This is a genomic window from Bradyrhizobium sp. B025, assembly GCF_042257955.1.
Classification (GTDB): domain Bacteria; phylum Pseudomonadota; class Alphaproteobacteria; order Rhizobiales; family Xanthobacteraceae; genus Bradyrhizobium; species Bradyrhizobium diazoefficiens.
This window is the reverse complement of the sequence record NZ_CP170150.1, coordinates 6,785,391-6,810,904: the sequence shown is the minus strand read 5'-3', so window position 1 is coordinate 6,810,904 and position 25,514 is coordinate 6,785,391. Positions and strand designations below refer to the sequence as shown.

Sequence of the window (25,514 nt, the reverse complement as noted above, 5' to 3'; positions counted from 1 at the left end):
TTGTAGCTGCAACCTACCAAAGGAGCCCAATTCATGAGCCTGTATGGTGTTATGCGCACCGGCGTTTCCGGCATGTCTGCGCAGTCCAACAAGCTGTCGACGGTCTCGGACAACATCGCGAACGTCAACACGACCGGCTACAAACGGGCTTCCACCGAGTTCTCCTCGCTGATCCTGAAGAGCGGATCGGGCAATTACGATTCCGGCGCCGTCGAGACCACCGTGCGCTATGCCATCAGCGACGCCGGCCATACGCAGTTCACCACGTCGACCACGGACCTCGCCGTCCAGGGCAACGGTTTCTTCGTGGTGTCGAACGCCGCCAACACGCAGCAGTATCTGACGCGGGCCGGCTCGTTCGTGCCGGACGCTCAGGGCAATCTGGTCAACGCGGCCGGCTACTACCTTCTGGGACAGCCCGGCGTCGTGAGCAACTTCTCGCAGAACAGCCTCACTGGTATGCAGATCGTCAACGTCGCGCAGGTCTCGCAGGTGCCGGTGCCGTCGACGGCGGGGACACTCACGACCGGCAATCTGGATCCGAAGGCGGCTGTCATTGCTGGCCCGCCCGGTCCGGCGTCATATTCATCGAAGAGCTCGATCGTGGCCTACAACAATATCGGCCAGGCCGTTACGCTCGACGTGTATATGTCCCACACGGCGACGGCTGCCGGCTTGGACACCTGGCAGGTGCAGCTCTATAACTCCGCGACCGGTGCCTCACTCGCTCCCGCAACCACCTTCACCTTCGATACCACGGCGGTTGGAAAAGGTAAGCTGGCCGCGTTGAGCCCGACCGGTCTCACCGTGACCGTCCCCGGCGGCGCGTCGCTGGCCTTGGACCTGTCGAACATGACGCAGGTCGGAACCGACTTCAGCTTCAAGGCGAACGTCAACGGCAGCGTCCCCGCGCCCATCGACAAGGTTGACGTCGACACTGCGGGCCACGTGACGGCGATCCTCAAGAACGGGCAGCAGCTGACGCTCTACACGATCATGCTCGCGGACGTCGCGAGCCCCGACAATCTGACGCCCGAGCCGGGCAACGTCTATTCGACCAATATGAAATCCGGCAACGCGCAGGCCGGGAATGCCGGCACCGGCGGGCTCGGCACGGTCCAGTCCGGCGCGCTGGAAGACTCCAACGTCGACCTCGCGGACGAGCTCACCGGGATGATCGAGGCCCAGCGCGGCTTCACCGCGAACTCGAAATCGTTCCAGACCGGTTCCGACCTGCTCGACGTCGTCGTCAACCTGAAGCGCTGAATTCAGCGCCCATTCCGGGCAAGAGCAAATCATGTCGCTTACCGCCGCTCTCGACTCCGCCCGCGCTTCGCTCATGGCGTCGGGCATCCAGTCCTCGACCATCTCGCGCAACATCGCCGGTGCCAGCGCCGCCGGCTATTCGCGCAAGATCGCCGTGCTGGACAATCTCCCCGGGGCCGGCGTCTATGTCGCGGCGATCCAGCGCGCCGCCAGCTCAGGTCTCTACAACAACGTCCTGACCGCGACCTCGTCGTCGGCCAAGCAGGGCGCGATCTATGACGGTCTCCAGAAGATCGCATCTGCCACGGTGGACGATACGGAGCTCGACCAGTCGCCGACGGCGCAGCTCAATGCGCTGAAGAAGGCGCTGCAGCAATATGCCAACGCCCCCGACAACACCACGCTGGCGCAGGCGGCGATCACGTCCGCCAAGGACATGGCGACGGCGCTCAACCAGGCGACCAATACCGTGCAATCGGTCCGTGAGGGCGCGGACGCCGACATGGCGACCTCGGTCGCCAACATCAACCAGCTCCTTACGCAGTTCGACAAGGTCAACAACGCGGTCGTGAGGGGGACGATTGCCGGTGACGACGTCACCGACTACCTCGACCAGCGGGACAGCATCGTTTCGAAACTGTCGGAGGAGGTCGGCGTCTCGATGTCGATCCGCGCTAACGGCGACGCTGCGCTTTACACCGATAGCGGTGTCGTGCTGTTCGACAAGACGGCGCGAACGGTCAGCTTCGCGGCGACCAACATCTATACGCCGGGCACCACCGGCAATGCGGTCTATATCGACGGTGTGCCGGTGACCGGCGCCAATTCGGTGATGCCGCTGAAGTCGGGTAAGCTCGCCGGCCTCGCTCAGCTGCGTGACCAGGACTCCGTCACCTATCAGAGTCAGCTCGACGAAATCGCGCGCGGCCTGATCAACACATTCAGGGAGAGCGATCAGACCGCGGCGGCGCTGCCCGACGTTCCCGGTCTCTTCACCTATCCCGGCGCGCCGGCGATACCGGCGAGCGCCACCGTCTCGGTCGGCCTTGCCGGCCTGATCAGCGTCGCGGCGTCGGTCGATCCGGCGCAGGGCGGCAATCCAAATCTGCTGCGCGACGGAGCGATCAGCGGTAACGTTGCCTACCGATACAACACCGCCGGCAACGCCGGCTACTCGGCCCGGCTACAGCAGCTCATCGGGGGCATGGATGCGTCGCAGCCGTTCGATGTGACCACGCAAGGCAAGCCGAGTGGCAGCTTGATCGACTTCGCGTCGTCGTCGACGAGCTGGATCGAAAACCAGCGCAAGACCGCGGACTCCAACGTTACCTACCAGAAGACTCTGCTCGACCGCAGCACCGCGGCGCTGTCCAACGTCAGCGGCGTCAACATGGACGACGAGATGTCCTTGATGCTTCAGGTCGAACGCACCTATTCGGCCTCGTCGAAGATCATCTCGACCGTCGACCAAATGTTGCAGAGCCTGCTGGCCGCCGTGGGGAATTAAGCCATGATGAGCGCGAACTACATCTCGACCTTGATGCTGTCTTCGTCGTTGAGGACCTCGATCACGAACAACCAGGCTGCGCTGAGCAAGGCGTCGAAGGAGGCGACCACCGGCCGTTTCGCCGATGTTGGCCTCGAGCTTGGTGCCACGACGGGAGGCGACCTCACCCTGCGGGCGGACTGGAGCTTCGCCGATCAGCTCGTCGATACCAACGAGCTCGTCTCGGGACGCCTCGACGTGACGCAAACCCGGATCACCCAGCTCGGCACGACCGCAACGTCCTTTCTCAAGGACCTGATCGCGGCCCGCAGTACCGACAATGGCGGGCGGATCGTCCTGCCGCCTGCGTCCGCCAACCTCCAGGATCTGATCGGCGCGCTCAACGTCTCGTATAACGGCTCGTATCTCTTCTCGGGCATCAACACGCAGAACATGCCGATCACCGCCTACGCCACGGGCTCCGCCAGCAAGAACCAGGTCGACGCGGATTTCGCCGCAGCGCCGCCCGCGGGCTTCGGATTTCCGCAATCCTCGGCGAGCGTGAGCAGCATCACCCCGGCCCAGATGCAGACCTTTCTCAACACCACCTTTGATGCCGAGTTCGCGAGCCCGGCCTGGAATACCAACTGGTCATCGGCCACTGACCAGGTCATGCAAAGCCGTATCTCCACGACCGAGGTCGCCGATACGTCCGTCAGCGCCAACCAGACCGGCTTCCGCAAGCTCGCCGAGGCCTACACCATGATGGCGGATCTCGGGAATGCAAAACTCAGCCAGGAGACGTTCCAGGTCGTCGTGGACAAGGCCATCGGCCTCATTGGCGGTGCGATCACGGACCTCGCCACGCTCGGCGGCGGCGTCGGCACGGTCCAGCAGCGGATCACCTCAGCAACGAACAAGCTCAAGACGCAGCAGGACATTCTGAACAATCAGATCGTCGGTATGGAGAAGGTCGACCCAACCGAGGCATCGGTCCGGGTCAACACCTTGCAGACCCAGATCCAGACGGCGCTGGCGCTGACCTCGCAGCTCCAGAAGATCAGCCTCATCAACTATCTCTGAGCCAAGGCTCATTGCAAGGTTCGCTCCTTTTGTCTTGCTATTCGGTTTCCCCGCAGAGTGGTCCTGATGACGTTTGAAGCCTATGAAGCTGTCGTTGAAGAGAGCGGCTATCAGGAGAGAGGCCGCGAGCGACAGGCGCTCAGCCTCGGCATCGACCGGCTCGAGCGGATCGAGAAGGGGCCCTTTAGTTTCGAGGATCTGGTCCAGAGCCTGCTCTATGTGCGCCGGCTGTGGACGATCTTCATCGAGGATCTCTCGCACCCGGAGAACGGCCTCCCGGACAAGCTACGCGCCGACATCATCTCGATCGGCTTGTGGGTCATCAAGGAGGCGGATCGCCTTCGCGAAGAGAAGTCGGGCGACGTGATGCAGCTCATCGAAATCAACCGCCTGATCCGAGACGCACTTTAATGAAGATCTCCTTGCGGGCGGGCGAACGGATCTACATCAACGGTGCGGTGCTGCGCGTGGACCGCAAGGTCTCCGTCGAGCTCGTCAACGACGTGATGTTTCTGCTCGAGGGGCAGATCATGCAGGCCTCCGACGCCACCACGGCGATGCGGCAGCTGTATTTCATCGTCCAGCTCATGCTGATGAACCCCACCGATGTCCGCGATGCCTCGGCGCTCTACGGCCAGCATCACGCGGCCTTGGTTGCGGTGTGCGAAAGCCGCGAGATGCTGGACGGGCTTGTCGCGATCGACGAGCTGGTCGGGGCAACCCGTTACTTCGAGGCGCTGAAGCGGATCCGGGCGCTGTTCCCGGTGGAGCAGGCCATCCTGGCCGGCGTCGCCACCGACATCCCATTCGAGGCTGCCTGACAGCGGAGAGGCTACATGAACGTCACCAGCGCGACCGACAGCACCAGCAAGTCGTCCAGTTCGACGGGCTCCACGACGTCCACGTCGAGCAACAGCGTCGACTACAATACCTTTCTTCAACTTCTCGTCGCCGAGATGAAGAACCAGGATCCGACCAATCCGATGGATACCTCGCAATATATGAGCCAGTTCGCCCAACTCTCGACGGTCGAGCAGGCCATGCAGACCAACACCAAGCTGGATGCGCTGCTGTCTTCGCAGTCGTTGTCGCAGGCCGACGGGCTGATCGGAAAAACCGTCAGCTTCACCGACGCGACCGGAGCGACCTTCTCCGGCAAGGTCAAGTCGATCTCCATCAACAGCGACGGCTCCGTCGCGACCCTCGAGAACGGCACGAAAGTCGCGGTCGGGCCTGGCCTCACGATCAGCCAGTCATGAACGAGAGAGACGCCCTCGACATCGTCCAGGCGGCGATCTGGACCATCATCGTCGCCTCGGGGCCTGCCGTCGGCGCGGCGATGCTGGTCGGCACCATCATTGCACTGATCCAGGCCCTGACCCAGATCCAGGAGGTCACGCTGACCTTCGTTCCGAAGATCATCGTCATTCTCGTGGTCGTCGCCATCTCCGGCTCCTTCATCGGCGCGCATCTCTCCACCTTTACCGAGATGGTCTATTCGCATATCGAGCGCGGCTTCTGATCCCGCGGGCCGACCGGCCACCACCCTCGCGTAAGCTTTGCACGGCAGATTACCGGGCGGACCCTCTGCCGGTGACCCATGGCCGATACGTTAGCTGCTAGCCTGCCAAACCCGCGACGACTCGGGGCGGATGCCTTTTTTGCGGGCGGCATCGTGGCCATGCTCACGATCCTGTTCCTGCCGATACCGCCGATCCTGATCGATCTCGGCCTGGCGTTCTCGATCGCGCTGTCGGCGCTGATCCTGATGGTCGCGCTGTGGATCCAGCGGCCGCTCGACTTCTCCGCGTTCCCGACCGTGCTGCTGATCGCAACGATCCTGCGGCTGGCGCTCAACGTCGCGACCACGCGCCTGATCCTGTCGCGCGGCGGGGAGGGCGAACAGGCCGCGGGCCATGTCGTCGCCGGCTTCTCGAAATTCGTCATGGGCGGCGACTTCGTCATCGGCCTGATCATCTTCGCGATCCTGGTCACGGTGAATTTCGTCGTGATCACCAAGGGTGCTACGCGTATCGCGGAAGTCGGCGCCCGTTTCACCCTGGACGCCATCCCCGGTAAGCAGATGGCGATCGACGCGGACCTGTCCGCGGGCCTGATCGACGACAAGGAGGCCCAGCGCCGGCGCCGCGAGCTCGAAGAGGAGAGCGCGTTCTTCGGCGCCATGGACGGTGCTTCGAAATTCGTCCGCGGCGATGCCATCGCCGGCCTGATCATCACCGCGATCAACATCTTCGGCGGCATCATCATCGGCGTCACCCATCACGGCCTGACGCTGTCGCGCGCCGCCGACGTCTATACGAAGCTCTCTGTCGGCGATGGCCTGGTGTCGCAGATGCCGGCGCTGATCGTGTCGCTGTCGGCGGGCCTGCTTGTTTCCAAGGGCGGCACCAGGGGCTCGGCGGAGCAGGCCGTGCTGCGGCAGCTCAGCGGCTATCCGCGCGCGGTGTCGGCCGCCGCATTGATGATGTTCGTGCTCGCCATCATGCCGGGGCTGCCGATGGCGCCGTTCGTGCTGCTCGGTGGCGTCATGGCCTTCGTCGGCTACACGCTGCCCAGGCGTCAGGCGGCGCGGGATCGGAAAGAGGATGCGCGCAAGGCCGACGAGCGCGCCCAGACCGCGGCCAAGGAATCGGTCAAGGAATCGCTCAAGACCGCCGAGATCGAGCTGGCGCTCGGCGGTCATCTTTCGGTTCATCTGCTCGGATCGCGCACCGAGCTCAGCCATCGCGTGGCCAAGATCCGCAAGAAGTTCGCCAAGCAATACGGCTTCGTCATTCCCGAGATCAAGCTCACCGACAATCTGTCGATCGATCCCAAGGGATACCAGATACGGATCCACGACACCCGCGTCGCGCATGGCGAGCTCAGGCTCGGCGAGGTGCTGGTGCTGGTCGACAAGGACGGCAAGCCCGACGTGCCCGGCGAAGAGGTGATCGAACCCGCCTTCGGCATGAAGGCGCTGTGGGTGACGGAAGCCTTCACCGACGAAGTCAAGCGGCAGGGCTGCAAGCCGGTCGACAATCTGTCGGTGCTGCTCACGCATCTGAGCGAGGTGATCAGGGCGAACCTCGCCCAGCTCCTGTCCTACAAGGACATGCGCGCGCTGCTCGACCGCCTCGATCCCGAATACAAGCGCCTGATCGAGGATCTCTGCCCGTCACAGATCTCCTATTCGGGCCTGCTGGCGATCCTGAAGATCCTGCTGGCCGAGCGCGTCTCGATCCGCAATCTCCACCTGATCCTCGAGGCGATCGCCGAGATCGCGCCCCATGTGCGGCGCTCCGAACAGGTGGCGGAGCATGTCCGCACGCGGCTTGCCCAGCAGATCTGCGGCGACCTCTCCGAAAGCGGCGTGCTCAACGTGGTCCGCCTCGGCAATCGCTGGGATCTCGCCTTCCACCAGAGCCTGAAGCGCGACGCCAAGGGGGACGTCGTCGAATTCGACGCCGATCCGCGCCTGATCGAGCAGTTCGCGACGGAAGCCAGCGCCGCGATCCGCAAGTTCACCGAGAACGGCACCAGCGTGGTGCTGGCGGTGACCCCGGAGGCCCGTCCCTATGTCCGGATGATCCTGGAACGGGTGTTCCCGACACTGCCGGTCCTGTCGCATGTGGAGGTCGCGCGCAGCGCCGAGATCAGAGCGCTCGGAGCCATATCGTGATCAGCAGCCTCGCCGACAGCGTGCTGGTGACCTTCATCGTGTTCTGCAGGATCGGCGCCTGCCTGATGTTCGTGCCCGGCTATTCCAGCGTCAACGTTCCGGCCCAGGTCCGCCTGTTCATCGCGCTCGTCACGACGTTTGCACTGACGCCGATCCTGATCGCGGTCCTGAAACCTCTGACGGACCAAGCGGCGCCGCTGACGCTGGCACTCCTGATCGGCTCCGAGGTCCTGGTCGGAAGCGTCATCGGCCTTGGCGGGCGCGTGTTCTTCCTGGCGCTTCAGACCATGGCGACCGTGATGGCAAGCGCGATCGGGCTCAGCAACATCCCGGGCACGCCGATCGGCGACACCGATCCGGCGCCGGCCCTGGTGCCGCTGATCATGGCGTCCGTCACCACGCTGTTCTTCATGACCGACCAGCACTGGCAGGTGCTGCGCGGGCTGATGAACTCCTACGACGTCTGGCATCCCGGTGCGAGGCTCGGCGGCAGCATGGCGCTCGACCAGCTGGTCAGCCGCCTGTCGGAGGCGTTCGTGCTGACGCTGCGGATCGCCAGCCCGTTCATCGTCTATTCGGTCATCGTCAACCTCGCGGTCGGCCTGATCAACAAGCTGACGCCGGCGATTCCCGTCTACTTCATCTCCGTGCCGTTCGTGCTGTTTGGCGGCTTCCTGCTGCTCTATCTGACCAGCGACGAGCTCCTGACGCAATTCATGCTGGGCGTCTCGTCCTGGCTGTCGGAATGACCGTCATGAGGTCGCGCGCAGACAAGCTCGGTCGGATGGTCTCGCTCGTGAAGCTCCAGCTCCGGCTGTCCGAATGGCAGCTCGCGCACTTGCGGCAGCAGGAGCGCAGCCTGCAGGACGAACAGGAATGGCTGGTCGGGGCGCTGAACGAGGGCAAGCCGCCGGCGGGGTCGTCGAGCGCGTCGATCGCGCGGCGCCTCAACAGGACGAGCGTCGGCGCGCGCGCCGTGAATGAGCAGGCTTCGCGGCAGCTCGACCAGGTTCGTGCGGAGAGCCGGCGCGTGAAACAGCTCGAGGAAGTCGCCAAGGCGGCGCTCGCGGACAAGCTTCGCGAGGCGGAGAAGCGCTCGCTCGAGGAGATGACGGGAACAAGCCTCACCGTGCGCGAGTGGACGCCACGGCCAGCCAGCCGGAACAAGACATGATCATGACAGCGACACCCGACCTCGTTCTCGACGTTATCGAGGCCGCCGATCCCGTGACGCAACGCGCGGCGACCGCGAAGCTCGATGCGCTGAAATCATCCGCCGCCGATTTCGCCGCGACGATGGACGCGGAGGCCGGCAAGGCCGCGGCGGCTGGTGCCGATCAATCCGCGGCGAAGGTTTCCGAAGCGCAGTCGGGTGCGGTGAACGGGGCGCCGGTGCAGGTGATCAAGGCGCCAGCGTCCGGCGAGGTCTATCGGAAGTTCGAGGCGTTCATCCTCCAGACCTTCGTCGAGACGATGCTGCCGAAGGAATCCGAGGAACTCTTCGGCAAGGGGACCGCCGGCAGCGTCTGGAAGTCGATGCTGGCGGAGCAACTCGGCAACCAGCTCGCGAAGGGTAAGGGCATCGGCATTGCGAGGCAGCTTGCCGGCGCGCATCCGGCGGGGCCGGACGTGACGGGGAAGGCCGGATGATGATCCGAGGAATGGGTGACAGAAGTTGAGGGGTGAATTTCCAATGCAGGCACAAGAAGGCGCGGCGGTCCTGGTGATGGAGCAGCCGGTCGTGGACGCCGAGGCGATGACGGCTGAAGCGGCATCGAGCAATGCGCTGTTGCCCGTGCTGCTGCCGAATGTCGGCGGCGAGGCGGTGGTCGACAGGGCCGAGGCGGCGAGAGCGGACGAAGTGCGCGGCCTGCTGGCGGCGATCCGCAGGCTCGAGAGCATCGTCGAGGAGGAGACGGTTGCGCTCGCGACGGGCAAGAAGATCGATTTCGACGATTTCAGCGCCCGCAAGAGCCGGAGCATGCTCGAGTTCGTCCGCCTGATGCGGGCGCGGATGCATCTCGGCAGCGAGGTCGAGATCACCGAGGAGGTCCAGCGGCTGCGCGAGAAGCTGGAGCGGAATCGTTCCATCCTCGAAATGCATTACGACGCGGTGCGCGAGGTCGCGACCATCATCGTCAAGGCAATCAAGGATGCCGATTCGGACGGCACCTATACCGGTCGCGCAACGCAGGACGGAAAATGATCAGACTCGTGCTTGCCGGGCTCTGGGTCTGCATCCTCACGGCAGGCACGAGCTACGCCGTGGCCTATTGGAAGGAAAACGGCAGCCTGCTGCCGGCAAAGGACGCATATCTCGACGGGCTCCAATACCAGAAGACGCGGGCGCTGAGCGTGCCCATGGTCGAGAACGGCAATGTGCAGGGCTACATCGTCGCGCGCTTCGTCTACACCGTGGAGGCGCGGACCATGCACCAGCTCAACGTTCCGCCAGAGCCGTTCGTCGTCGACGAGGCCTTCCGCAGGATCTATGCCGACGACCGCCTCGATTTCAGGAAGCTCGCGCGCTACGACCTCTCCATCCTCACGACGGGCATCAAGCAGCGCGTCAACGAGCGGATGCAGGCCGACGTCGTCCAGGACGTCCTGGTCGAGGACTTCAACTACGTCTCGAAGGAAGAATTCCAGCAGAAACCCTAGCGCACGGTCCGGACAGGCGCGAAGCGGCTTTCCGGAAGGATCGTGCTCGACCTGGAAACCAAAGCGCGCCCCCGATCTCGCAGCGCTTTGGTATGGCGGCGCCTCGCGCCTCGGGGCCTTGCGTTCTGCCGTCTCAGCCGCTGAAGGTACAACGGCCTCTGCGAAGGTGCTCCGCAGAGGCCGTTGTCGTTTTTCGCGGCAGCGCTCAGCCGCGTCAGTTACCGGCCGGATAGGCCGCCGGGGCGATGTGCGCCCGGTTGAGGAGGATGCCGACCTCGTCGAGCTCCTGCATCGGCACGTCGACGGTCTCGCCGGCGGGGATGTTGAGGCGGTATCCGACATAACGCCGGGCCACGATCGCGTCGAAGCCGAGGCGGTCGCGGAGCTTCTTGCGCAGTTTGCTGACGTGGCTCTCGATCACACTCTCGTCGAAGGTCGACTCGAAGATGCCGTAGACCGCGTTGAAGATCTGCGTCTTGGTGATCCACTTGCCGTGGTTGCTGACCATATATTCGAGAATACGCAATTCACGGCGGGGCAGGGTGAGGGCGTGGCCCGCGATCTCGGGGTCGCGCCCGTTGAAGAAGACCTGGATCCTGGTCTCGCAGGGTCTCGGCAACTCGCCCACCCGGCGGCGCGCGATCGCGGCCGTTCGGGCGAGTATCTCGCGCAGGTGAATCGGCACGTACACGACGTCGTCAACGCCCGATTCGAACAGCTCCAGCGTGTTCTTGAGCATCTTCTGGCCGCTCATGGCGATGATGGGAGCCGAGGAGCGCTTGCGCATCGCCCGCGGCAGGCTTCCGCGGGCGTCGCAATCCCCGAGGAGGAAGGCGTCGACCGCTGCCAGGTCCGATTCACTCGCAGATTGCAGCCAGTCCCAGAATTCTCCGGAGGAGAAGCCGATCGACGATACGCCTTCGCGAACGAGCCCTCCAACGTAGCTGTTCGTGACGCTCTCACGATCATCAACGATAATATACATCAGTCTTTCGCCCCTGTTTCGCACTTATCGCGGCCGGTTGGTTGTTGTGATGCCCGGCTCGGCGACCATGCTGTTTGACGATATTTCCATCCCGCGAACCGTTGTTATGGTTTCGATATTCGCGGGCAGCCCTACGCATTCAGTGCCTGCGTTTTCCGCGGGCCTGTTACTTCGACTCGATACTGAACGCTTACTGCGTGAGGCTCGGCGGGTGTCTTACGGATCACCTCGCGGAGCGGATTGAGACAGCGACCTAGAACAGTTGCGCCAAGTTGCTTATCGCGTCCGAACGCTACTGAACCTTGCCGATCTCCTCGCCAACTGGCGAGAATCACTTGGATAGGACCGTAACAATTGCCGATTTCCGATCAAGCGCGCGCATCAAAGCGATTGCTATGTGTGTTTGATGCTGTTGGTTTGTTTCGAGTTGTTTCTTGATATATTCAATCGCATCAGTTGATTTGGATCTTGAACTAGTTTTGCACCGTGACGGATCTATAGTTCCGCATCCCCGTATAATCACAGCTATTTCGGGTGGTGCTGCGGGGTAGGCGTATGGAGGGGTTTTCAACCCCGGATTGACTCTCTCCACCGGTTTTCCACATGCGACAATTCGACTCATGTGTGGCGAGGCGACTCCAGCTTGGCGAAATCTTGGCGAGGGTGTGTCTTTCGAGTCGCACTCTCGCCACGTGCGTGACGCGTTTGACTCATGCGACGTCGCATCGTGCGTGATGAAAAGTTTTCGATGCGCACGTTTCGGGCAAGCTTCGACAAATAAATTCGTCGTTCGATAGATCTAACCGAACGGAGCATTCTCGCATGTTGTCCGATGGAAAAGCTCGTCCCAACGAGACCGCTGACGTTTCCTCGGCGGCGAAGCCGGCTCCGGAGCCACGCAATACAAGGGACAGCGCGACGCAAACGGCCAAGCCTGCCGCGAGCGCAAAGCGTGCGTCGGCTGCGGCGAGCGACGAAGCGCTGGCGAAAGAGGCGCTCGAGGGGCTGAAGCGCATTCGCGCCAAGGCGCGCCTCGACAAGATGGCGATACCCAAGCCCGCGCCGGTCGTGATGAAGCCGGCCGTGATCGTGGCCAAGCCGCCGCCGCCCCGTCCGACCTGGGTCGCGCCGCTCGCAACGTTGGCGGTCGCCGCCATCCTGGTGGTCTGCGCCTGCACCGGTGTGATCGCCTATCTCACCACGCAGCCCGCCCAGAACAATGTCGCGGCCAATACGGAGATCAGGAATCTGCGCGAGACGGTCGCCCAGCTGCGCAAGCAGGTGTCGGGCGTGTCCGAAAATCTCGACGGCCTGCGCACCGCGGTCGATCAATCGAGCAAGGCGACCAACGATCGCTTCGGCAGGTTTGCCGAGAATCTGGACCGCATCGAGCGGGTGAGCTCGTCCTCGACGGTCAAGCTCGACAAGCTCGCCCAGGCGCAAGCCCAGGCTCCGGCGCCGACAGTGGCGCAATCGCAGCCGTCGTCGCAGGCCGCGCCGATGATGGCTTCGCTCGCAGCGCCCGAGGTCACGGGCTCGGTGTCTCCCTCCGAGCGCGCATCAGTGCCGCGGAAGGTGGTCAAGGGCTGGTCGGTGCGCCAGGCCTATGAGGGGATTGCGATCCTGCAAAGTCCGAACGGCGTCATCGAGGCCGTGCTGGGGCAGCAGGTGCCCGGCCTTGGCCGCATCGAGGAGATCCGGAACGAGAACGGGCGCCTTGTGGTCGAATCCAGCGGGGGCGTGATCTACTCGTCGCGCAAGGCAACGCCGTGATCGAGCGCCGCCTCTATTGGCGGTGATGCTCGAAGCTGGTGCATAGCAGATCGACCTCCGGCTCCGCGATTGGCGCGCGAAACAGGCGGCAGCTGAACTCGACCGTCGTCTTGCCGTCCGCCGCGGTGCGATCTTCCCGGAGGAAGATGCAGCGCTTGCAGACGTCGGTATGGTGCCGCTGCTCGGCCGCGTCCGACTGGTCCAGCACGTGGCGGAGCGCGTCGCGGAAGCGGATCTTGGCCTCGTCGTCGAGCACAGCAATCGCCTCGACGAGGACGTTGACGGGATCGCGCGCCAGGAACTTCTTGCCCGGCTGCGTAACGCTCAGCATCACCGACCGCTTGTCCTTGGCCGAGCGCTTTCGCTCGAGATAGCCGAGCCGTTCCAGCTCGCCGATGATGAACGAGGCGGTGCCGCGCGTGGTGCCGACGTAACTCGCGAGCGCCGACGGCGTGCGGGAAAACCGGTTGGCGCGGGAGAGGAAGCGCAGCGCCATCCACTCGCGATCGCGCAAGCCGTGCTTGGTGCCTTCGAACCAGAGGATTCGTGCGACCTGCTCCAACAGTTCAATCGATTCGCGAGCCAAATTCATTTCACTTCCAAGTCGGATAAAGCTTTATTCAACTGAGCCTTCGGGGGAGCGCAATCGGGGTGGACGAGAATGAAACCCGCGGGCGATCCTTGGTCGGACGGCGCGCCCACTGGGATGACGTCCTCCGTTTCCGGAGATGGAACTTCCGGCCGTGGAACTAGAGCGTCACAAAGAAAGTTCGAGTAAACCGCGCGGCTCAACTCTTCTGAAAATTTCAGTCAAATGACGGCGGCTCGCGTGCGGGATTCCGATAGCGCGCAACATCCCGGCAACATGATGTGTCGTTGCGGCCACCATGCAGCCCATTTGTTGCGGCGAAGCGTTTCGAATTGCGCGAGGGGGCGGAGTGTCTGCAGCTTCTGACCGCGTGAGGCGCGGCGGAAGAACCCCTATTTTCGGTTAATGGATGTTGCGCCGCAGCGCAGCCACGCGGTTAAATCGGGCACACGATCAAATCCGGAAAGCTTGCGCGTGGCCTTGCGCGGACGATCGCCGGCCAGCGGCATCATCTCGATTCAGCTCATGCAGGACATGGGGGAGCGGCGTCAGGGACATGCCTGAAGACCGCATGCTCGCAGGCTGGTGATTTGCGTTTGCTCGGCAACTATTGGCGAATGCGTCGCCCCCGGGGGTACCAGGCAGCAGGAAGGAATAGACTGATGAGTTTCGAAACGATCATGACGTCCGACGTCGTCGGGCTGACGAAAGTTGCCCCGGTCTCGCGCCGCGGATTCATGAGCGCGACCGCGGCCGTCGCCGCTGGCTACACGCTTGCGGCAGGTCCCGTCCGTGCCGAGGTGATCGCGACGGATACCAAGGGCCTCCAGGCCGGCGACGCCAGGATCAAGGTCGGCTCCGAGGAGATGCCTGCCTATTTCGCCCGCCCCGCCGGCAACACCAAGGCGCCGGTGATCATCGTGGCGATGGAGATTTTCGGCCTGCACGAATACATCAAGGACGTGACGCGGCGCCTGGCCAAGCTCGGCGCATTCGCAATCGCGCCCGACTATTACTTCCGCAAGGGCGTCGACCTGACGAAGGTGACCGACATCAAGGACCTGTTGGCGGTCGTGAATGCCAAGCCGGACGCCGAGCTGCTGTCCGATCTCGACGCGACGGTGGCGTGGGCGGGATCGCAGGGCGGCGATACCGCCAAGCTCGGCATCATCGGCTTCTGCCGCGGCGGGCGCACCGTCTGGGAATATGCCGCTCACGGCGGTACTCTCAAGGCGGGTGTCGCCTTCTATGGGACGGTGGTCGACCCCGCCAATCCACTGTGGCCGAAGAGCCCGCTCCAGCTCGCACCCGAGATGAAGACGCCGGTGCTCGGCCTCTATGGCGGCGCCGATACCGGCATTCCCGTTGCGCAGGTCGAGCAGCTCAAGGCGGCGCTCGAGCAGAACAAGAAGACGGCCGAATTCAAGATCTACCCCGAAGCGCCGCACGGCTTCCATGCCGACTACCGCGGCAGCTACCGCAAGGACGCCGCGGAAGATGCCTGGAAGCAGGCCGAGGACTGGTTCAAGAAATATGGCGTCCTGAGCTGACGCCGGAGCATGATCCGGAAAAGTGTGCAGCGGTTTTCCGACAAGATCATGCTCAAGCAATTCAAGAGGGCGGCCCGCACGGCCGCCCTTTCTGTTTCAGCGTGCCGATCTCACTTCACCATCGCGCCATAGACGATGTCCTGGACCTGCTCGCGATAGTATTTCCTGAGCTCACCGGGCGCCGCCGTTCCCACCACGACAACGAGACGCTCCCTGGGATCGCAGAAGAACTGCGTTCCGAACGCGCCGTTCCAGGTGAACTCGCCGGGGTTGCCGGGGACCGACGACACCCCTTCTCCGGTGCGGACCGCAACCGCGAGGCCAAAGCCGAAACCGGCGCGATGCGGCTCGATGACCGCCACGTTGTTCTTGATCTCGGGGCCGAGATGGTTGGTCGTCATGTGATGCACGGTCTTCGGGCCGAGGATGCGCTGGCCGTCGAGCTCGCCGCCGTTGAGCAGCATCTGCCCGAGGCGGATGTAGTCGCCGACCGTCGCGAACGAACAGGTGCCGCCGCAGTCGAACCTGGTCGGCGTGTCCAGCAGCTTGATGGCTTGCGGCTTCCCCGTCAGCGGATCGTTGGCGAACGGGCGGGCGAGGCGAGGGCGCTGCGCGTCGGTCGGGTGGAAGGTCGCGTCCTTCATGCCGAGCGGCTGCCACACATTGGCGGCGAGATAGTCGCCGAGCCGCTGTTCGCTCACCTTCTCGACGACGGCGCCGAGCACATCGATCGAAAAGCCGTATTCGAACTCGGTCGAGGGCTGATGCGCCAGCGGCAGCTTTGTGATGCGGTCGATGAAGGCCTGCGTGTCGCCTTCGATCGCCGGCGCGACGCCATCAGGGTATTGCCGCGCCACCGGGCTCGAACTGTCCGGGCGACCGCCATACATCAATCCGGACGTATGCCGGTAGAGATCGTGGATGAAGATCGGCGAGGCCTGCGGCTCGAGCTTGAGCGAGCCGTCGGCCTGCTGAACGCCGACCTTCATGTCGGCAAAGCCGGGATAGTAGTCGGACAGCCGGGCCTGGAGCGGCAACTGGCCCTTCTCCATCAGCGTCAGGCCTGCGACTGCGGCCATCGGCTTGGTCATCGAGGCCAGCGCGAAGATCGCGTCGACCGACATCGGCGTGCCCTTGTCCGGATCGAGCAGGCCATAGGCCTTGTAGTGCACGAGCTTGCCGTCACGCGCCACTGCGACGACGGCGCCGGGCACGCGCTTTGCGGCGATTTCGCGGGCGAAGAAACTGTCGAGCCGTGCAAGACCCTGCTTCGAGAAACCGGCGTCGTCAGGATTGGCTTCGGGCAGCGGTGCGGCGCGCGCTGCACCGAATGCGATGACGGCTGCCGCCGCCGCGATCATGGCGATCGTCTTCTTCATTGTATCCTCCAAGGCGAGCTCGTTTCGTTGTGGCTCGCGCGGCACCTAGATCACGATCGCACTGGGGCGAAGTCAAGCGCAGGCAGGGCATGTCTGGGAGGCGTCGGAGGTGGACCCTATCGTCCTTCGCCCGCGCGCCACAGTGCATCCAGGGCGTGGCGGTAGGTCGGATAGGCCAGCGTGACGCCGAGCTCGCGCTTCAATTTCGCGTTGGAGACGCGGGCGCTGCTGGCATAGAAGCTGCGCGCCATCGCCGACATCTTGGCGGTCTCGAACGCCTCTTCGGGCGGCGGCGCGACGCCCATGAGCTGGGCGGCATAGGCGATCACGTCCTGCGGCGACGCGGGCTCGTCGTCGCAGACGTTCCAGGTGCCGCTGCCCTGGTGACGAACCGCGGCCATGATCGCGCTTGCGATGTCGTCGGTGTGGATGCGGTTGAAGACCTGTCCGGGCTTGATGATGCGCCGGGCCGTTCCGGTGCGCAGCGTCACCAGCGCGTTGCGGCCGGGACCGTAGATGCCTGCAAGCCGCAGGATCGCGACATCGCCGCGCCCGATATCCGTCCAGGCCTGCTCCGCTGCGAGCCGCATGCGTGTGCGGTCGAGCGCGGCCTGCGGCGGCGTGCTTTCGTCCACCCAGCTGCCTGCGTGATCGCCATATACGCCGATCGTGGACAGGTAGATGATCTTGCGCTGACGGCCCGCCGCCAGCACGTCCGCGAAGGCCGCGATTGCGGGATCGCCGGCGCTGCCGGGCGGGATCGAGATGAGAAGGACATCGGCGTCGCTGATACGTTCGGCCGTCTCGCGAGCCGGGCGGCTGCCGGAAAACGGGTGCACCTCGATGCCTGCAAGGTCATCCCGTTTCGCGGGATCGCGCACCGTGCCGGCGATGTGCGAGAACGTTCCGCCGAATCTGCGGACGAAATGCCTGGCGCTGTAGCCGAAGCCTAGAATGAAGAGCCGCATGCCTCTCCCGTGCAGGTCGGAGTTCCCGTCGCGCCAGCTGCGCGCTTCCGCTCATAAGGGATTTTTGGGTCCGGCAAAAGATATTGCAATTTTACGCGCCCGCCAGTGCGGGCGATGATCGCTCGTCACGGAGACGTCATGAGGAAGCGTCGATCATGCAGGCAGAAGCGACCGCCATAGCGCCATTGGACGCCGCGGAGCTGATCCGGCGCGCGGCCGCGCTGATCTTCGATGTCGACGGCACCCTGGCCGAGACGGAGGAACTGCATCGGCAGGCCTTCAACCATGCCTTTGTCCGCCACGGTCTCGACTGGCATTGGGACCGCGCCGTCTACAAGGACCTGCTGCGGGTGACAGGCGGCAAGGAGCGAATTCGCGCTCACCTCGCCCGGCTGCGGATTGCCCGGCCATTGTCAGACGAAGACATCGCCGAACTCCACCGCGTCAAGACCGCGCATTACGCCGAGCTGATCGAGACCGGCTGTTGCCCGCTGCGGCCGGGCGTGACGGACCTTCTCGCCGCGGCGAAGGCGCGCGGCCAGCGGCTTGCGATCGCGACCACCACCTCGCACGGCAACATCGATGCGCTGCTGTCGCGGGCGCTGGGGATGCGCTGGGCCGCGGACTTCGATGCGATCGTTGCCGGTGACGACGTCCGCTACAAGAAGCCTGCGCCGGATGTCTATCTCGAAGTCCTGGCGCGGCTGACGCTGGAGGCCTCCGACTGCGTCGCAATCGAGGATTCCGCCAACGGCCTGATTGCGGCATCGCGGGCGAACATCCCGGTTCTGATAACCCGCAGCATGTTCTTCCGGGACGATGATTTCGGCGCGGCGCGGTTCGTGCTGGACGATCTGTCGGGGCTTCGATGAGGTCGCCAACTAAAAAACTGAAAAACAACCCCATGCACAGTAGAACGGGCCGGCGGGCCTGCCGCCTTCAGTGGACGCGGTGACTCGTTCTATCGTCTTCAGCCTGCTCGACAATCTGCGCAATCGGGCTCGACTGATGGTGAACCAGGCGCCAGTCGTCGCCGACGCGGCGAAAATGGTTGGCAGCGGCCAAGGCGGTGCCGTCGACGATCTCGATGCAGAGCACGCGCGCGCAGTCGCCGTCGACGATGGCCTGCGGCTCGGCGCAGACGATCTGCGGCCGCTCCGGATTTTGCAGGATGTCGCGCCAGCTCCCGATCACGGTCGCCCGCCCGATGATCGCAGGCCAGCCGGGATGGATGCAGGAGATGGCGTCGTCATCCGCCCACATCTGTTCCATTCCGGCGAAGTCGCCCGTTGAAAAGGCGGCGTAGAAGGCCGCGTTCGCGGCGATGACCTTGCTGTCCTTTGCCATGGCTCTCGGGTGAGGCAATGACAGGCAAAAATCAAGCGCGACTTCCGTCGACTTTGCGTTCGATTTGGACCGCAGTGCAGCATTACTGCCCAGTTTGTGGTCACGCAGAAACGTGCGTCTCCACCGCCCGCCGCGCGCCGTCCGTATAGAGACGGCCGAGCGCCGCGATCACGGCCTCGCGCAGGCGCGGCTCGGCACCCAGCGGCCCGAACACTTGTCCGACCCCGAGCAGTGCGGGCGCGAGCCGTTCGGCGACAGGGCCCGCCTCGCGCGCCAAGCCTGCGAACTCGCCGGCGAGGGGATCGCGCACGTCGATGGCGCGGCCGTGCTCGTCGCGCGCGGTGACGTAGCGCATCCAGCCGGCCACCGCGAGCGCATGCGTCGCGATCGGCAGGTTCTTGGCGAGGCGATCCCGCATCGCGCCGAGCAGGCGTTGCGGCAGCTTTTGCGAGCCGTCCATCGCGATCTGCCAGGTGCGATGATGCAGCGCCGGATTGGCGAAGCGCTTGAGCAGCGAGGCGCGATAGGCGGCAAGGTCGGTGCTCGCCGGCATCGTCAGCGTCACCGCGGCCTCTTCCATCACCTGCGCGGCGAGACGCGCGAAGTGCGGATCCTGCATGGTGTCGGCGATGGTCTCGTAGCCGGCGAGATAGCCGAGATAGGCGAGCGCGGAATGGCTGGCGTTGAGCAGCCGAAGCTTCATCAGCTCGAACGGCTTGACATCGGTGACGAGCTCGACGCCCGCGGCGGCAAGATCGGGCCGGCCCGCCGCGAAGCGTTCCTCGACCACCCATTGCGTGAAGGGCTCGGTCATCACCGGCCAGGCGTCGCGGAAGCCCAGCGCGGATGACACCGCATCGCGGTCGGCATCCGTCGTCTCCGGCACGATGCGGTCGACCATGGTCGAGGGAAAGGCTGCGGTATCCGCGATCCACTTGCCGAGATCCTTCGAGCGCAGCGCCGCGAACTGCGTCACGATCCGTTGCACGGTGTGGCCGTTGGCGGCGAGGTTGTCGCAGCACAGCACGGTGAAGGGCGCAAGCCCCTGCGCCCGGCGGCGCGCCAGCGCGGCCACGATGAAGCCGGGGGCCGAGCGCGGCGCGTCAAAATTGTTGAGATCGTGCACGACGTCCGGATGCCGCTCGTCGAGATCGCCGGTCTGCGGCATATGACAATAGCCTTTCTCGGTGACGGTGAGCGAGACGATGCGAATGGCGGGATCGGCCATCCGCTCGATCAACCGCACCGGGTTCTCGCGTGCGACGACGCTGTCGAGCAAAGCGCCGATGACGCGGTGCTCGGTGCCCTCAGTGGCACGAACGGCAACGGTGTAGAGATGATCCTGCGGGGCGAGGGCGTCGCGCGTATCCGGGCTGCGCAGGCTCGCGCCGACGATGCCCCAGGATGCGCTGCCTGTGGCAAGGCAATCGTCGATGACGACGGCCTGATGCGCGCGATGAAAGGCCCCGAGGCCCAGATGCACGATGCCGGGCGTGACGCGCGATCGGTCATAGGCCGGGCGGCGGATGGCCGGCGGCAGCCGGTCGAGATTGGCGCGGCCAAGACGCGTTGAATTATGGCGCATGGTCGTCTCTCCCTGTCTTTGGCCGCTGCTTGACATGGCGCCCGTCCTCGGTCAATGCTCCGGTCAATTGGTAAGGCCAATTATCCAAAATTGGCGGGCGGCGGGTTTGGACGACCCCGCGCGACCCTTTCGGGGAGGACCAGCGTGCCGCTGGAAGCTGTGGAGGCGAGACGGCTCTATCGCCAGGTCGCCGATCAATTGCGAAGCCTGATCGACAGCGGCGAGTACGCGGTCGGCAGCCGCTTGCCGACCGAGCGCGAGCTCGCCGAGCAGCTCAAGGTGTCGCGGCCGACGGTGCGCGAAGCCCTGATCGCGCTCGAGGTCGAAGGCCGCCTGCGCATCCGCGTCGGGTCCGGCATCTATGTGATCGAGCCCGCGGCCGTTGCGGCGCCTGCGACCGCTTCCGTCATCGAGGGGCCGTTCGAGCTGTTGCGCGCCCGCGAATTCCTGGAGAGTGCCATCGCCGAGCAGGCCGCGCGCGTCGCGACCAAGGACGACGTCGCGCGCATCGACGCGTCGCTTCTCGCGATGGAGAATGTCGAGCACCCCGGCGAAGCCTCGATGGTCCACGACCGCGCCTTCCATGTCGCGATCGCCGGAAGTCTCGGCAATGCCGTCCTGGTGCGCGTGGTCGGCGAGCTGTTCGACCAGCGCCTCAATCCCTATTTCGCGCAGCTTGCGCATTATTTCGAGAACCCGGGCACCTGGCGCACCGCGCTCGACGAGCATCGCGCCGTGCGCGACGCGATCGCCGCGCATGATCCGGACGCCGCGCGCGAGGCGATGCGCAAACACCTGGCGCGCTCGCAGGAGCGCTTTGCGCAGAATTTCGGCGCCGTGGCCGCGTCAGGATCGTCCTCGGCACGATCTCCAGAAACGCCGGCAAAACCAGAGCGGGCGCCGAAGAAGCAGGCCGAAAAACAGGCCAAGAAGCAAGCCAAGAGCGGCAGCGCGCGGCGGCGATGAGATTGGGCGGCCCGCATTCCTTGGAGGCGGGCGAACAAGAAGCAGACTTGAACGATGGAGGAAAAGTCAGTGTTGAAGAAGATGACGATGATGCTCGCGGTCTCGGCCGCGGCGATGTTTGCAACGACCCAGGCCGGCATGGCGCAGACCAAGCTCAAATGGGCCCATGTCTACGAGACCTCTGAGCCGTTCCATACCGCTTCGGTCTGGGCCGCGCAGGAGATCGGCAAGCGCACCAACGGGCGCTATACGGTCGATGTCTATCCGGCGTCCCAGCTCGGCAAGGAAGCCGACATCAACCAGGGCCTTTCGCTCGGCTCGGTCGACATCATCATCTCCGGCTCGAGCTTCGCGGCCAAGAGCTTCCCGCCGATCGGCGTGACCTACTATCCCTACACCTTCCGCGACGCCGATCATCTCCTGGCCTACACCAAGAGCGACATCTTCAAGGAGCTCGCCAAGGGCTATGAGGACAAGAGCGGCCACCACATCGTCGCCGTGACCTATTACGGCGTGCGCCAGACCTCGTCGAACAAGCCGATCAAGAGCTGCGCCGACCTCAAGGGCCTGAAGATGCGCGTGCCCGACGTTCCGGCCTATCTCGCAATGCCGCGCGCCTGCGGCGCCAACACCGCGCCGATCGCGTTCGCCGAAGTCTATCTCGCGCTCCAGAACGGCACCGTCGAGGCTCAGGAGAACCCGCTGACCACGATCGAGGCCAAGAAGTTCTACGAGGTGCAGAAGCACATCGTCCTGACCGGCCATATCGTCGACCACCTCAATACGGTGGTGGCGGGCGCGCTCTGGAAGAAGCTCTCCGACGAGGACAAGAAGATCTTCACCGACGTGGCGCAGGAGGCCGCGGCCAAGGCGACCGCGGAGATCAAGCAGAACGAAGCCAAGCTGGTCGCCTTCTTCAAGGAGAAGGGCCTGACCGTGACCGAGGTCGACAAGAACGAGTTCCGCGACACCGTGCTGAAGAACGTCGCGTTCGAGACTTTCGGTTACCGCAAGGCGGATTGGGAACGGATTCAGGAAGTCAAATAGCAGTGGCTGTCATTCCGGGGCTCGCGAAGCGAGAACCCGGAATCTCGAGGTTCCGGGTTCGACGCTGACGCGTCGCCCCGGAACGACGATTTGGAGAGAGGTAACCCCATGTCGACCGCCGAAATACACCGGCAGATCACCGCGGACGAGATCGCCCACACCTTCGAGGAGGAGGCGACGCCGAAGGTCGATCTCGGCATCTACGCTTTCGAGGACTGGGTGGCGCTGGCGATCTTCTGGGTGATGGCGCTCGCCGTCTTCCTCCAGTTTTTCACCCGCTACGTCCTCAACGACAGCTATGCCTGGACCGAGGAGATCGCGACCTACTGCCTGATCGGCGTGGTCTTCATCGGCGCCTCGATGTGCGTGCGGCTGTCGCGGCACATCCAGGTCGATCTGATCTACCGTTATCTGCCGCATCTCGTCGCGCGCACGCTGTCGACGGTCATCGACCTGATCCGGATCGCCTTCTTCGGCTACGCCATCAAGCTGGTCTGGGTCTACATCCAGATCATCGGCGACGAGTCCATGACCACGATCAATCTTCCCAAGGACTACGTCTATTACGCCGTGCTGGCCGGCTTCGTGCTGATGTTCGTGCGCTCGGTGCAGGTGGCGCTGCAACATCTGCGACAGGGCTATTCGATCCTCGAACGTCCCGGCGCCTACGACGGTTTTGAAGGGTAAGGTCATGCTGCTGTTGCTTGGTGGTTTTCTCCTCCTGATGCTGCTCGGCGTTCCCGTGGCGATCGCCATGGCCGCGTCGTCGCTGCTCTACATCCTGGTCAGCGGCGTGACGCCCGACGTCACGCTGGCGCAGCGCATGATCGCCGGTGTCGAGAGCTTCCCGCTGCTCGCCGTGCCGTTCTTCATCCTGGCCGGCAATCTCATGAACATCGCCGGCGTGACCGGCCGCATCTACAAGTTCGCCGTCGCGCTGGTCGGCTGGATGCGCGGCGGCCTCGGCCACGTCAACATCATCGGCTCGGTGATCTTCTCCGGCATGTCCGGCACCGCGATCGCGGATGCCGCCGGTCTCGGCACCATCGAGATCAAGGCGATGAAGGACCACGGCTATTCGACCGAGTTCTCGGTCGGCGTCACTGCGGCGTCCGCGACGCTCGGCCCGATCATCCCGCCGTCGCTGCCCTTCGTGATCTACGGCATGATGGCGAACGTCTCGATCGGCGCACTGTTCCTGGGCGGCGTCATTCCCGGCATCGTCATGACGCTTCTGATGATGGCCACCGTCACCTACTTCGCGCACAAGAACAAATGGGGCAGCGACACGCCGTTCTCCTGGCCGCAGCTCGGCTCGGCCGGCCTCGAGATCGCCATCGTGCTCGCTTTCCCGCTCGCGATCTGGCTGATGGTGGTTGCCGGCATGTCGACCAACATGGCGGTCGTCATCGGGCTCGGCGTGCTGCTCGCGATCGACTGGTACTTCGACTTCTCCGCGGTGATGGCGCTGATGGCGCCGGTGATCCTGATCGGCGGCATGACGCTGGGCTGGTTCACGCCGACCGAGGCCGCGGTCGCCGCCGTGATCTGGTCGCTGTTCCTCGGGCTCGTGCGCTACCGCACCATGACGCTGAAGACGGTGGCGAAGGCGACTTTCGACACCATCGAGACCACGGCCTCGGTGCTGTTCATCGTGACAGCTGCGTCGATCTTCGCCTGGCTGCTGACGGTGTCGCAGGCCGCCCAGATGCTCTCGGACTGGATGCTCAGCATCACCCACAACAAATGGGTGTTCCTGGCGCTCGCCAACGTGCTGATCCTGTTCGTCGGCTGCTTCATCGACACCACGGCGGCGATCACCATTCTGGTGCCGATCCTGCTGCCAATTGTGCTCAAGCTCGGCATCGATCCGATCCATTTCGGCCTGATCATGACGCTGAACCTGATGATCGGCCTGCTGCATCCACCGCTCGGCATGGTGCTGTTCGTGCTCGCCCGCGTGGCAAAGCTCTCGGTCGAGCGCACGACGGTGGCGATCCTGCCCTGGCTGGTGCCGCTGATGCTCGCGCTGATCGCGATCACCTACATCCCCGAACTGACCCTCTGGCTGCCTAAATACATGGGACTCTCCAAATGACCTCCACTGCTCTCGCCGCAACCCTGTTCGGCCCCGAAGACCTGCGCATGATCGAGCATCCGCTCGACAAGCTCGCATCAGGCATGGTGCGCATCCGCTTCGGCGCCGGCGGCATCTGCGGCTCGGACATGCATTACTTCCGCCACGCGCGGACCGGCGATTTCGTGGTGAAGTCGCCATTGGTGTTGGGGCATGAGATCTCCGGCGAAGTCGTGGAGATCTCCGGCGCCGCCGCCAACCTGAAGGTCGGTGACCGCGTCGCCGTCAATCCGTCGCGCTGGTGCGGCCATTGCGTCGCCTGCCGCGAGGGGCGGCCGAACCTCTGCGAAAACATCTATTTCATGGGCTCGGCGTCGAAGACCCCGCACATGCAGGGCGGCTTTGCCAATTACTTCGACGCGATCCCGGCGCAATGCGTCAAGATTCCCGATCACGTCTCCTATCAGGCGGCAGCACTCGCCGAGCCGCTCGCGGTCTGCCTGCACGCGGTGGCGCGCGCCGGCAATATCGAGGGCAAGCGCGGCATCATCTTCGGCGCCGGCCCGATCGGGCTTCTGACCATGCTCGCCGCGCACCGTGCCGGCATGGCCGACGTCACGGTGGCCGACATCGCGCCGGCACCGCTCGCGTTTGCGAGCCGGCTTGGCGCCTCTCATGTCGAGAACATATCGGGTGGGGAAGAGGGCCTGAAGGCGCAGGCCGCGGCACGTCCCTACGACGTCGCGTTCGAAGTCTCGGGCACGGCCGCGGGCCTTGCCAGTGCGATCGGCATCGTCCGGCGGGGCGGCGTCGTGGTGCAGATCGGCAATCTGCCCGGTGGCCAGATCCCGACGCCATCGAACGCCGTGATGGCGAAGGAGATCGACCTGCGCGGCTCGTTCCGCTTCGGCTTCGAGTTCATGACTGCGGTGGAACTGATCGGCGCCGGCAGCGTCGACGTGCTGTCGCTGGTCACGGCCGAGCGGCCGCTCTCGACCGCACCCGATGCGCTGCGGCTGGCGCTCGACCGCTCGCAGAGCGTCAAGGTCGTGCTGACTGCGAACTGATCG

General features: G+C 64.4%; 27 protein-coding genes. 21 read left to right on the top strand and 6 right to left on the bottom strand.

Going from position 1 to position 25,514, the window contains the following annotated elements; all coding sequences use genetic code 11:
- Nucleotides 1-33 precede the first annotated feature (33 nt).
- From ACE10W_RS32035 to ACE10W_RS31975, 13 genes are all read left to right on the top strand, one after another.
- Nucleotides 34-1,266: a flagellar hook protein FlgE gene (locus tag ACE10W_RS32035; RefSeq protein ID WP_161533562.1), complete on the top strand. Its 1,233-nt coding sequence runs from the start codon at nt 34-36 to the stop codon at nt 1,264-1,266.
- 31 nt (nt 1,267-1,297) lie between these two features.
- Nucleotides 1,298-2,773 (top strand): flagellar hook-associated protein FlgK, encoded by a 1,476-nt coding sequence (gene flgK / locus ACE10W_RS32030; RefSeq protein WP_375762427.1) that lies wholly within the window; start codon nt 1,298-1,300, stop codon nt 2,771-2,773.
- 3 nt (nt 2,774-2,776) lie between these two features.
- Nucleotides 2,777-3,835, top strand: coding sequence for a flagellar hook-associated family protein (locus ACE10W_RS32025; protein ID WP_375762426.1), 1,059 nt, complete (start codon nt 2,777-2,779; stop codon nt 3,833-3,835).
- Between the two features lie 66 nt (nt 3,836-3,901).
- Nucleotides 3,902-4,246, top strand: a complete 345-nt coding sequence (flaF, locus tag ACE10W_RS32020; protein WP_028175231.1) for a flagellar biosynthesis regulator FlaF — start codon at nt 3,902-3,904, stop codon at nt 4,244-4,246.
- Complete coding sequence (gene flbT / locus ACE10W_RS32015; RefSeq protein ID WP_011089592.1) at nt 4,246-4,656, top strand: flagellar biosynthesis repressor FlbT; 411 nt, start codon at nt 4,246-4,248, stop codon at nt 4,654-4,656. Before flaF ends, flbT begins: the two co-directional genes overlap by 1 nt.
- A 15-nt stretch (nt 4,657-4,671) precedes the next feature.
- Nucleotides 4,672-5,094 carry a flagellar hook assembly protein FlgD gene (gene flgD / locus ACE10W_RS32010; protein ID WP_375762425.1) on the top strand — a complete coding sequence of 141 codons (423 nt, stop codon included), beginning with the start codon at nt 4,672-4,674 and terminating at the stop codon, nt 5,092-5,094.
- Entirely contained in the window at nt 5,091-5,357 is a 267-nt protein-coding gene (gene fliQ / locus ACE10W_RS32005; protein ID WP_008130649.1) for a flagellar biosynthesis protein FliQ, read from the top strand. The genes flgD and fliQ overlap by 4 nt, the downstream gene beginning before the upstream one ends.
- A gap of 78 nt (nt 5,358-5,435) precedes the next feature.
- Nucleotides 5,436-7,517, top strand: coding sequence for a flagellar biosynthesis protein FlhA (flhA, locus tag ACE10W_RS32000; RefSeq protein WP_375762424.1), 2,082 nt, complete (start codon nt 5,436-5,438; stop codon nt 7,515-7,517).
- Complete coding sequence (gene fliR, locus ACE10W_RS31995; protein WP_011089589.1) at nt 7,514-8,266, top strand: flagellar biosynthesis protein FliR; 753 nt, start codon at nt 7,514-7,516, stop codon at nt 8,264-8,266. Before flhA ends, fliR begins: the two co-directional genes overlap by 4 nt.
- Before the next feature lie 5 nt (nt 8,267-8,271).
- Entirely contained in the window at nt 8,272-8,691 is a 420-nt protein-coding gene (locus ACE10W_RS31990; protein ID WP_028175234.1) for a hypothetical protein, read from the top strand.
- Nucleotides 8,688-9,167 carry a rod-binding protein gene (locus ACE10W_RS31985; protein WP_375762423.1) on the top strand — a complete coding sequence of 160 codons (480 nt, stop codon included), beginning with the start codon at nt 8,688-8,690 and terminating at the stop codon, nt 9,165-9,167. Before ACE10W_RS31990 ends, ACE10W_RS31985 begins: the two co-directional genes overlap by 4 nt.
- A 43-nt stretch (nt 9,168-9,210) precedes the next feature.
- Nucleotides 9,211-9,723 (top strand): flagellar biosynthesis protein FlgN, encoded by a 513-nt coding sequence (locus tag ACE10W_RS31980; protein WP_375762422.1) that lies wholly within the window; start codon nt 9,211-9,213, stop codon nt 9,721-9,723.
- Nucleotides 9,720-10,178 (top strand): hypothetical protein, encoded by a 459-nt coding sequence (locus tag ACE10W_RS31975; RefSeq protein WP_011089586.1) that lies wholly within the window; start codon nt 9,720-9,722, stop codon nt 10,176-10,178. The genes ACE10W_RS31980 and ACE10W_RS31975 overlap by 4 nt, the downstream gene beginning before the upstream one ends.
- Nucleotides 10,179-10,392: 214 nt before the next feature.
- On the opposite strand, the gene ACE10W_RS31970 is transcribed toward ACE10W_RS31975, so the two are convergent.
- Nucleotides 10,393-11,163: a response regulator transcription factor gene (locus ACE10W_RS31970; RefSeq protein ID WP_028175236.1), complete on the bottom strand. Its 771-nt coding sequence runs from the start codon at nt 11,161-11,163 to the stop codon at nt 10,393-10,395.
- A gap of 822 nt (nt 11,164-11,985) precedes the next feature.
- On the opposite strand from ACE10W_RS31970, the gene ACE10W_RS31965 reads away from it, so the two are divergent.
- Nucleotides 11,986-12,936: a hypothetical protein gene (locus tag ACE10W_RS31965; protein ID WP_011089583.1), complete on the top strand. Its 951-nt coding sequence runs from the start codon at nt 11,986-11,988 to the stop codon at nt 12,934-12,936.
- Nucleotides 12,937-12,949: 13 nt separating this feature from the next.
- Here the strand turns inward: ACE10W_RS31965 and ACE10W_RS31960 are convergent, their stop codons facing one another.
- Nucleotides 12,950-13,528 (bottom strand): MarR family winged helix-turn-helix transcriptional regulator, encoded by a 579-nt coding sequence (locus ACE10W_RS31960; protein WP_011089582.1) that lies wholly within the window; start codon nt 13,526-13,528, stop codon nt 12,950-12,952.
- A gap of 659 nt (nt 13,529-14,187) precedes the next feature.
- Between ACE10W_RS31960 and ACE10W_RS31955 the strand changes: the two genes are divergently transcribed.
- Nucleotides 14,188-15,075, top strand: coding sequence for a dienelactone hydrolase family protein (locus ACE10W_RS31955; RefSeq protein WP_375762421.1), 888 nt, complete (start codon nt 14,188-14,190; stop codon nt 15,073-15,075).
- A gap of 110 nt (nt 15,076-15,185) precedes the next feature.
- On the opposite strand, the gene ACE10W_RS31950 is transcribed toward ACE10W_RS31955, so the two are convergent.
- Both ACE10W_RS31950 and ACE10W_RS31945 read right to left on the bottom strand, forming a co-directional pair.
- The gene (locus ACE10W_RS31950; protein ID WP_375762420.1) at nt 15,186-16,454 is read right to left on the bottom strand and encodes a serine hydrolase domain-containing protein; all 1,269 of its coding nucleotides are present in this window, start codon (nt 16,452-16,454) and stop codon (nt 15,186-15,188) included.
- Nucleotides 16,455-16,570: 116 nt separating this feature from the next.
- Nucleotides 16,571-17,422: an SDR family oxidoreductase gene (locus tag ACE10W_RS31945; protein WP_375762419.1), complete on the bottom strand. Its 852-nt coding sequence runs from the start codon at nt 17,420-17,422 to the stop codon at nt 16,571-16,573.
- Nucleotides 17,423-17,577: 155 nt separating this feature from the next.
- Here ACE10W_RS31945 and ACE10W_RS31940 point away from each other — a divergent pair, with 155 nt between their 5' ends.
- On the top strand, nt 17,578-18,294 hold the full coding sequence (locus ACE10W_RS31940) for an HAD family hydrolase (RefSeq protein ID WP_375762418.1): 717 nt from the start codon (nt 17,578-17,580) through the stop codon (nt 18,292-18,294).
- Nucleotides 18,295-18,361: 67 nt separating this feature from the next.
- Here the strand turns inward: ACE10W_RS31940 and ACE10W_RS31935 are convergent, their stop codons facing one another.
- Nucleotides 18,362-18,769 carry a nuclear transport factor 2 family protein gene (locus ACE10W_RS31935; protein ID WP_028174485.1) on the bottom strand — a complete coding sequence of 136 codons (408 nt, stop codon included), beginning with the start codon at nt 18,767-18,769 and terminating at the stop codon, nt 18,362-18,364.
- A 100-nt stretch (nt 18,770-18,869) separates the two neighbouring features.
- Entirely contained in the window at nt 18,870-20,354 is a 1,485-nt protein-coding gene (locus tag ACE10W_RS31930; RefSeq protein ID WP_375762417.1) for a mannitol dehydrogenase family protein, read from the bottom strand.
- Between the two features lie 144 nt (nt 20,355-20,498).
- Between ACE10W_RS31930 and ACE10W_RS31925 the strand changes: the two genes are divergently transcribed.
- From ACE10W_RS31925 to ACE10W_RS31905, 5 genes are all read left to right on the top strand, one after another.
- On the top strand, nt 20,499-21,320 hold the full coding sequence (locus ACE10W_RS31925) for a FadR/GntR family transcriptional regulator (protein WP_375762416.1): 822 nt from the start codon (nt 20,499-20,501) through the stop codon (nt 21,318-21,320).
- An 87-nt stretch (nt 21,321-21,407) separates the two neighbouring features.
- Complete coding sequence (locus tag ACE10W_RS31920; protein WP_162603843.1) at nt 21,408-22,367, top strand: sialic acid TRAP transporter substrate-binding protein SiaP; 960 nt, start codon at nt 21,408-21,410, stop codon at nt 22,365-22,367.
- A gap of 108 nt (nt 22,368-22,475) precedes the next feature.
- On the top strand, nt 22,476-23,054 hold the full coding sequence (locus ACE10W_RS31915; protein WP_375762415.1) for a TRAP transporter small permease: 579 nt from the start codon (nt 22,476-22,478) through the stop codon (nt 23,052-23,054).
- A gap of 4 nt (nt 23,055-23,058) precedes the next feature.
- Nucleotides 23,059-24,465 (top strand): TRAP transporter large permease, encoded by a 1,407-nt coding sequence (locus ACE10W_RS31910; RefSeq protein ID WP_011089571.1) that lies wholly within the window; start codon nt 23,059-23,061, stop codon nt 24,463-24,465.
- Nucleotides 24,462-25,511, top strand: coding sequence for an L-idonate 5-dehydrogenase (locus ACE10W_RS31905; protein ID WP_375762414.1), 1,050 nt, complete (start codon nt 24,462-24,464; stop codon nt 25,509-25,511). Before ACE10W_RS31910 ends, ACE10W_RS31905 begins: the two co-directional genes overlap by 4 nt.
- Nucleotides 25,512-25,514: the final 3 nt, after the last annotated feature.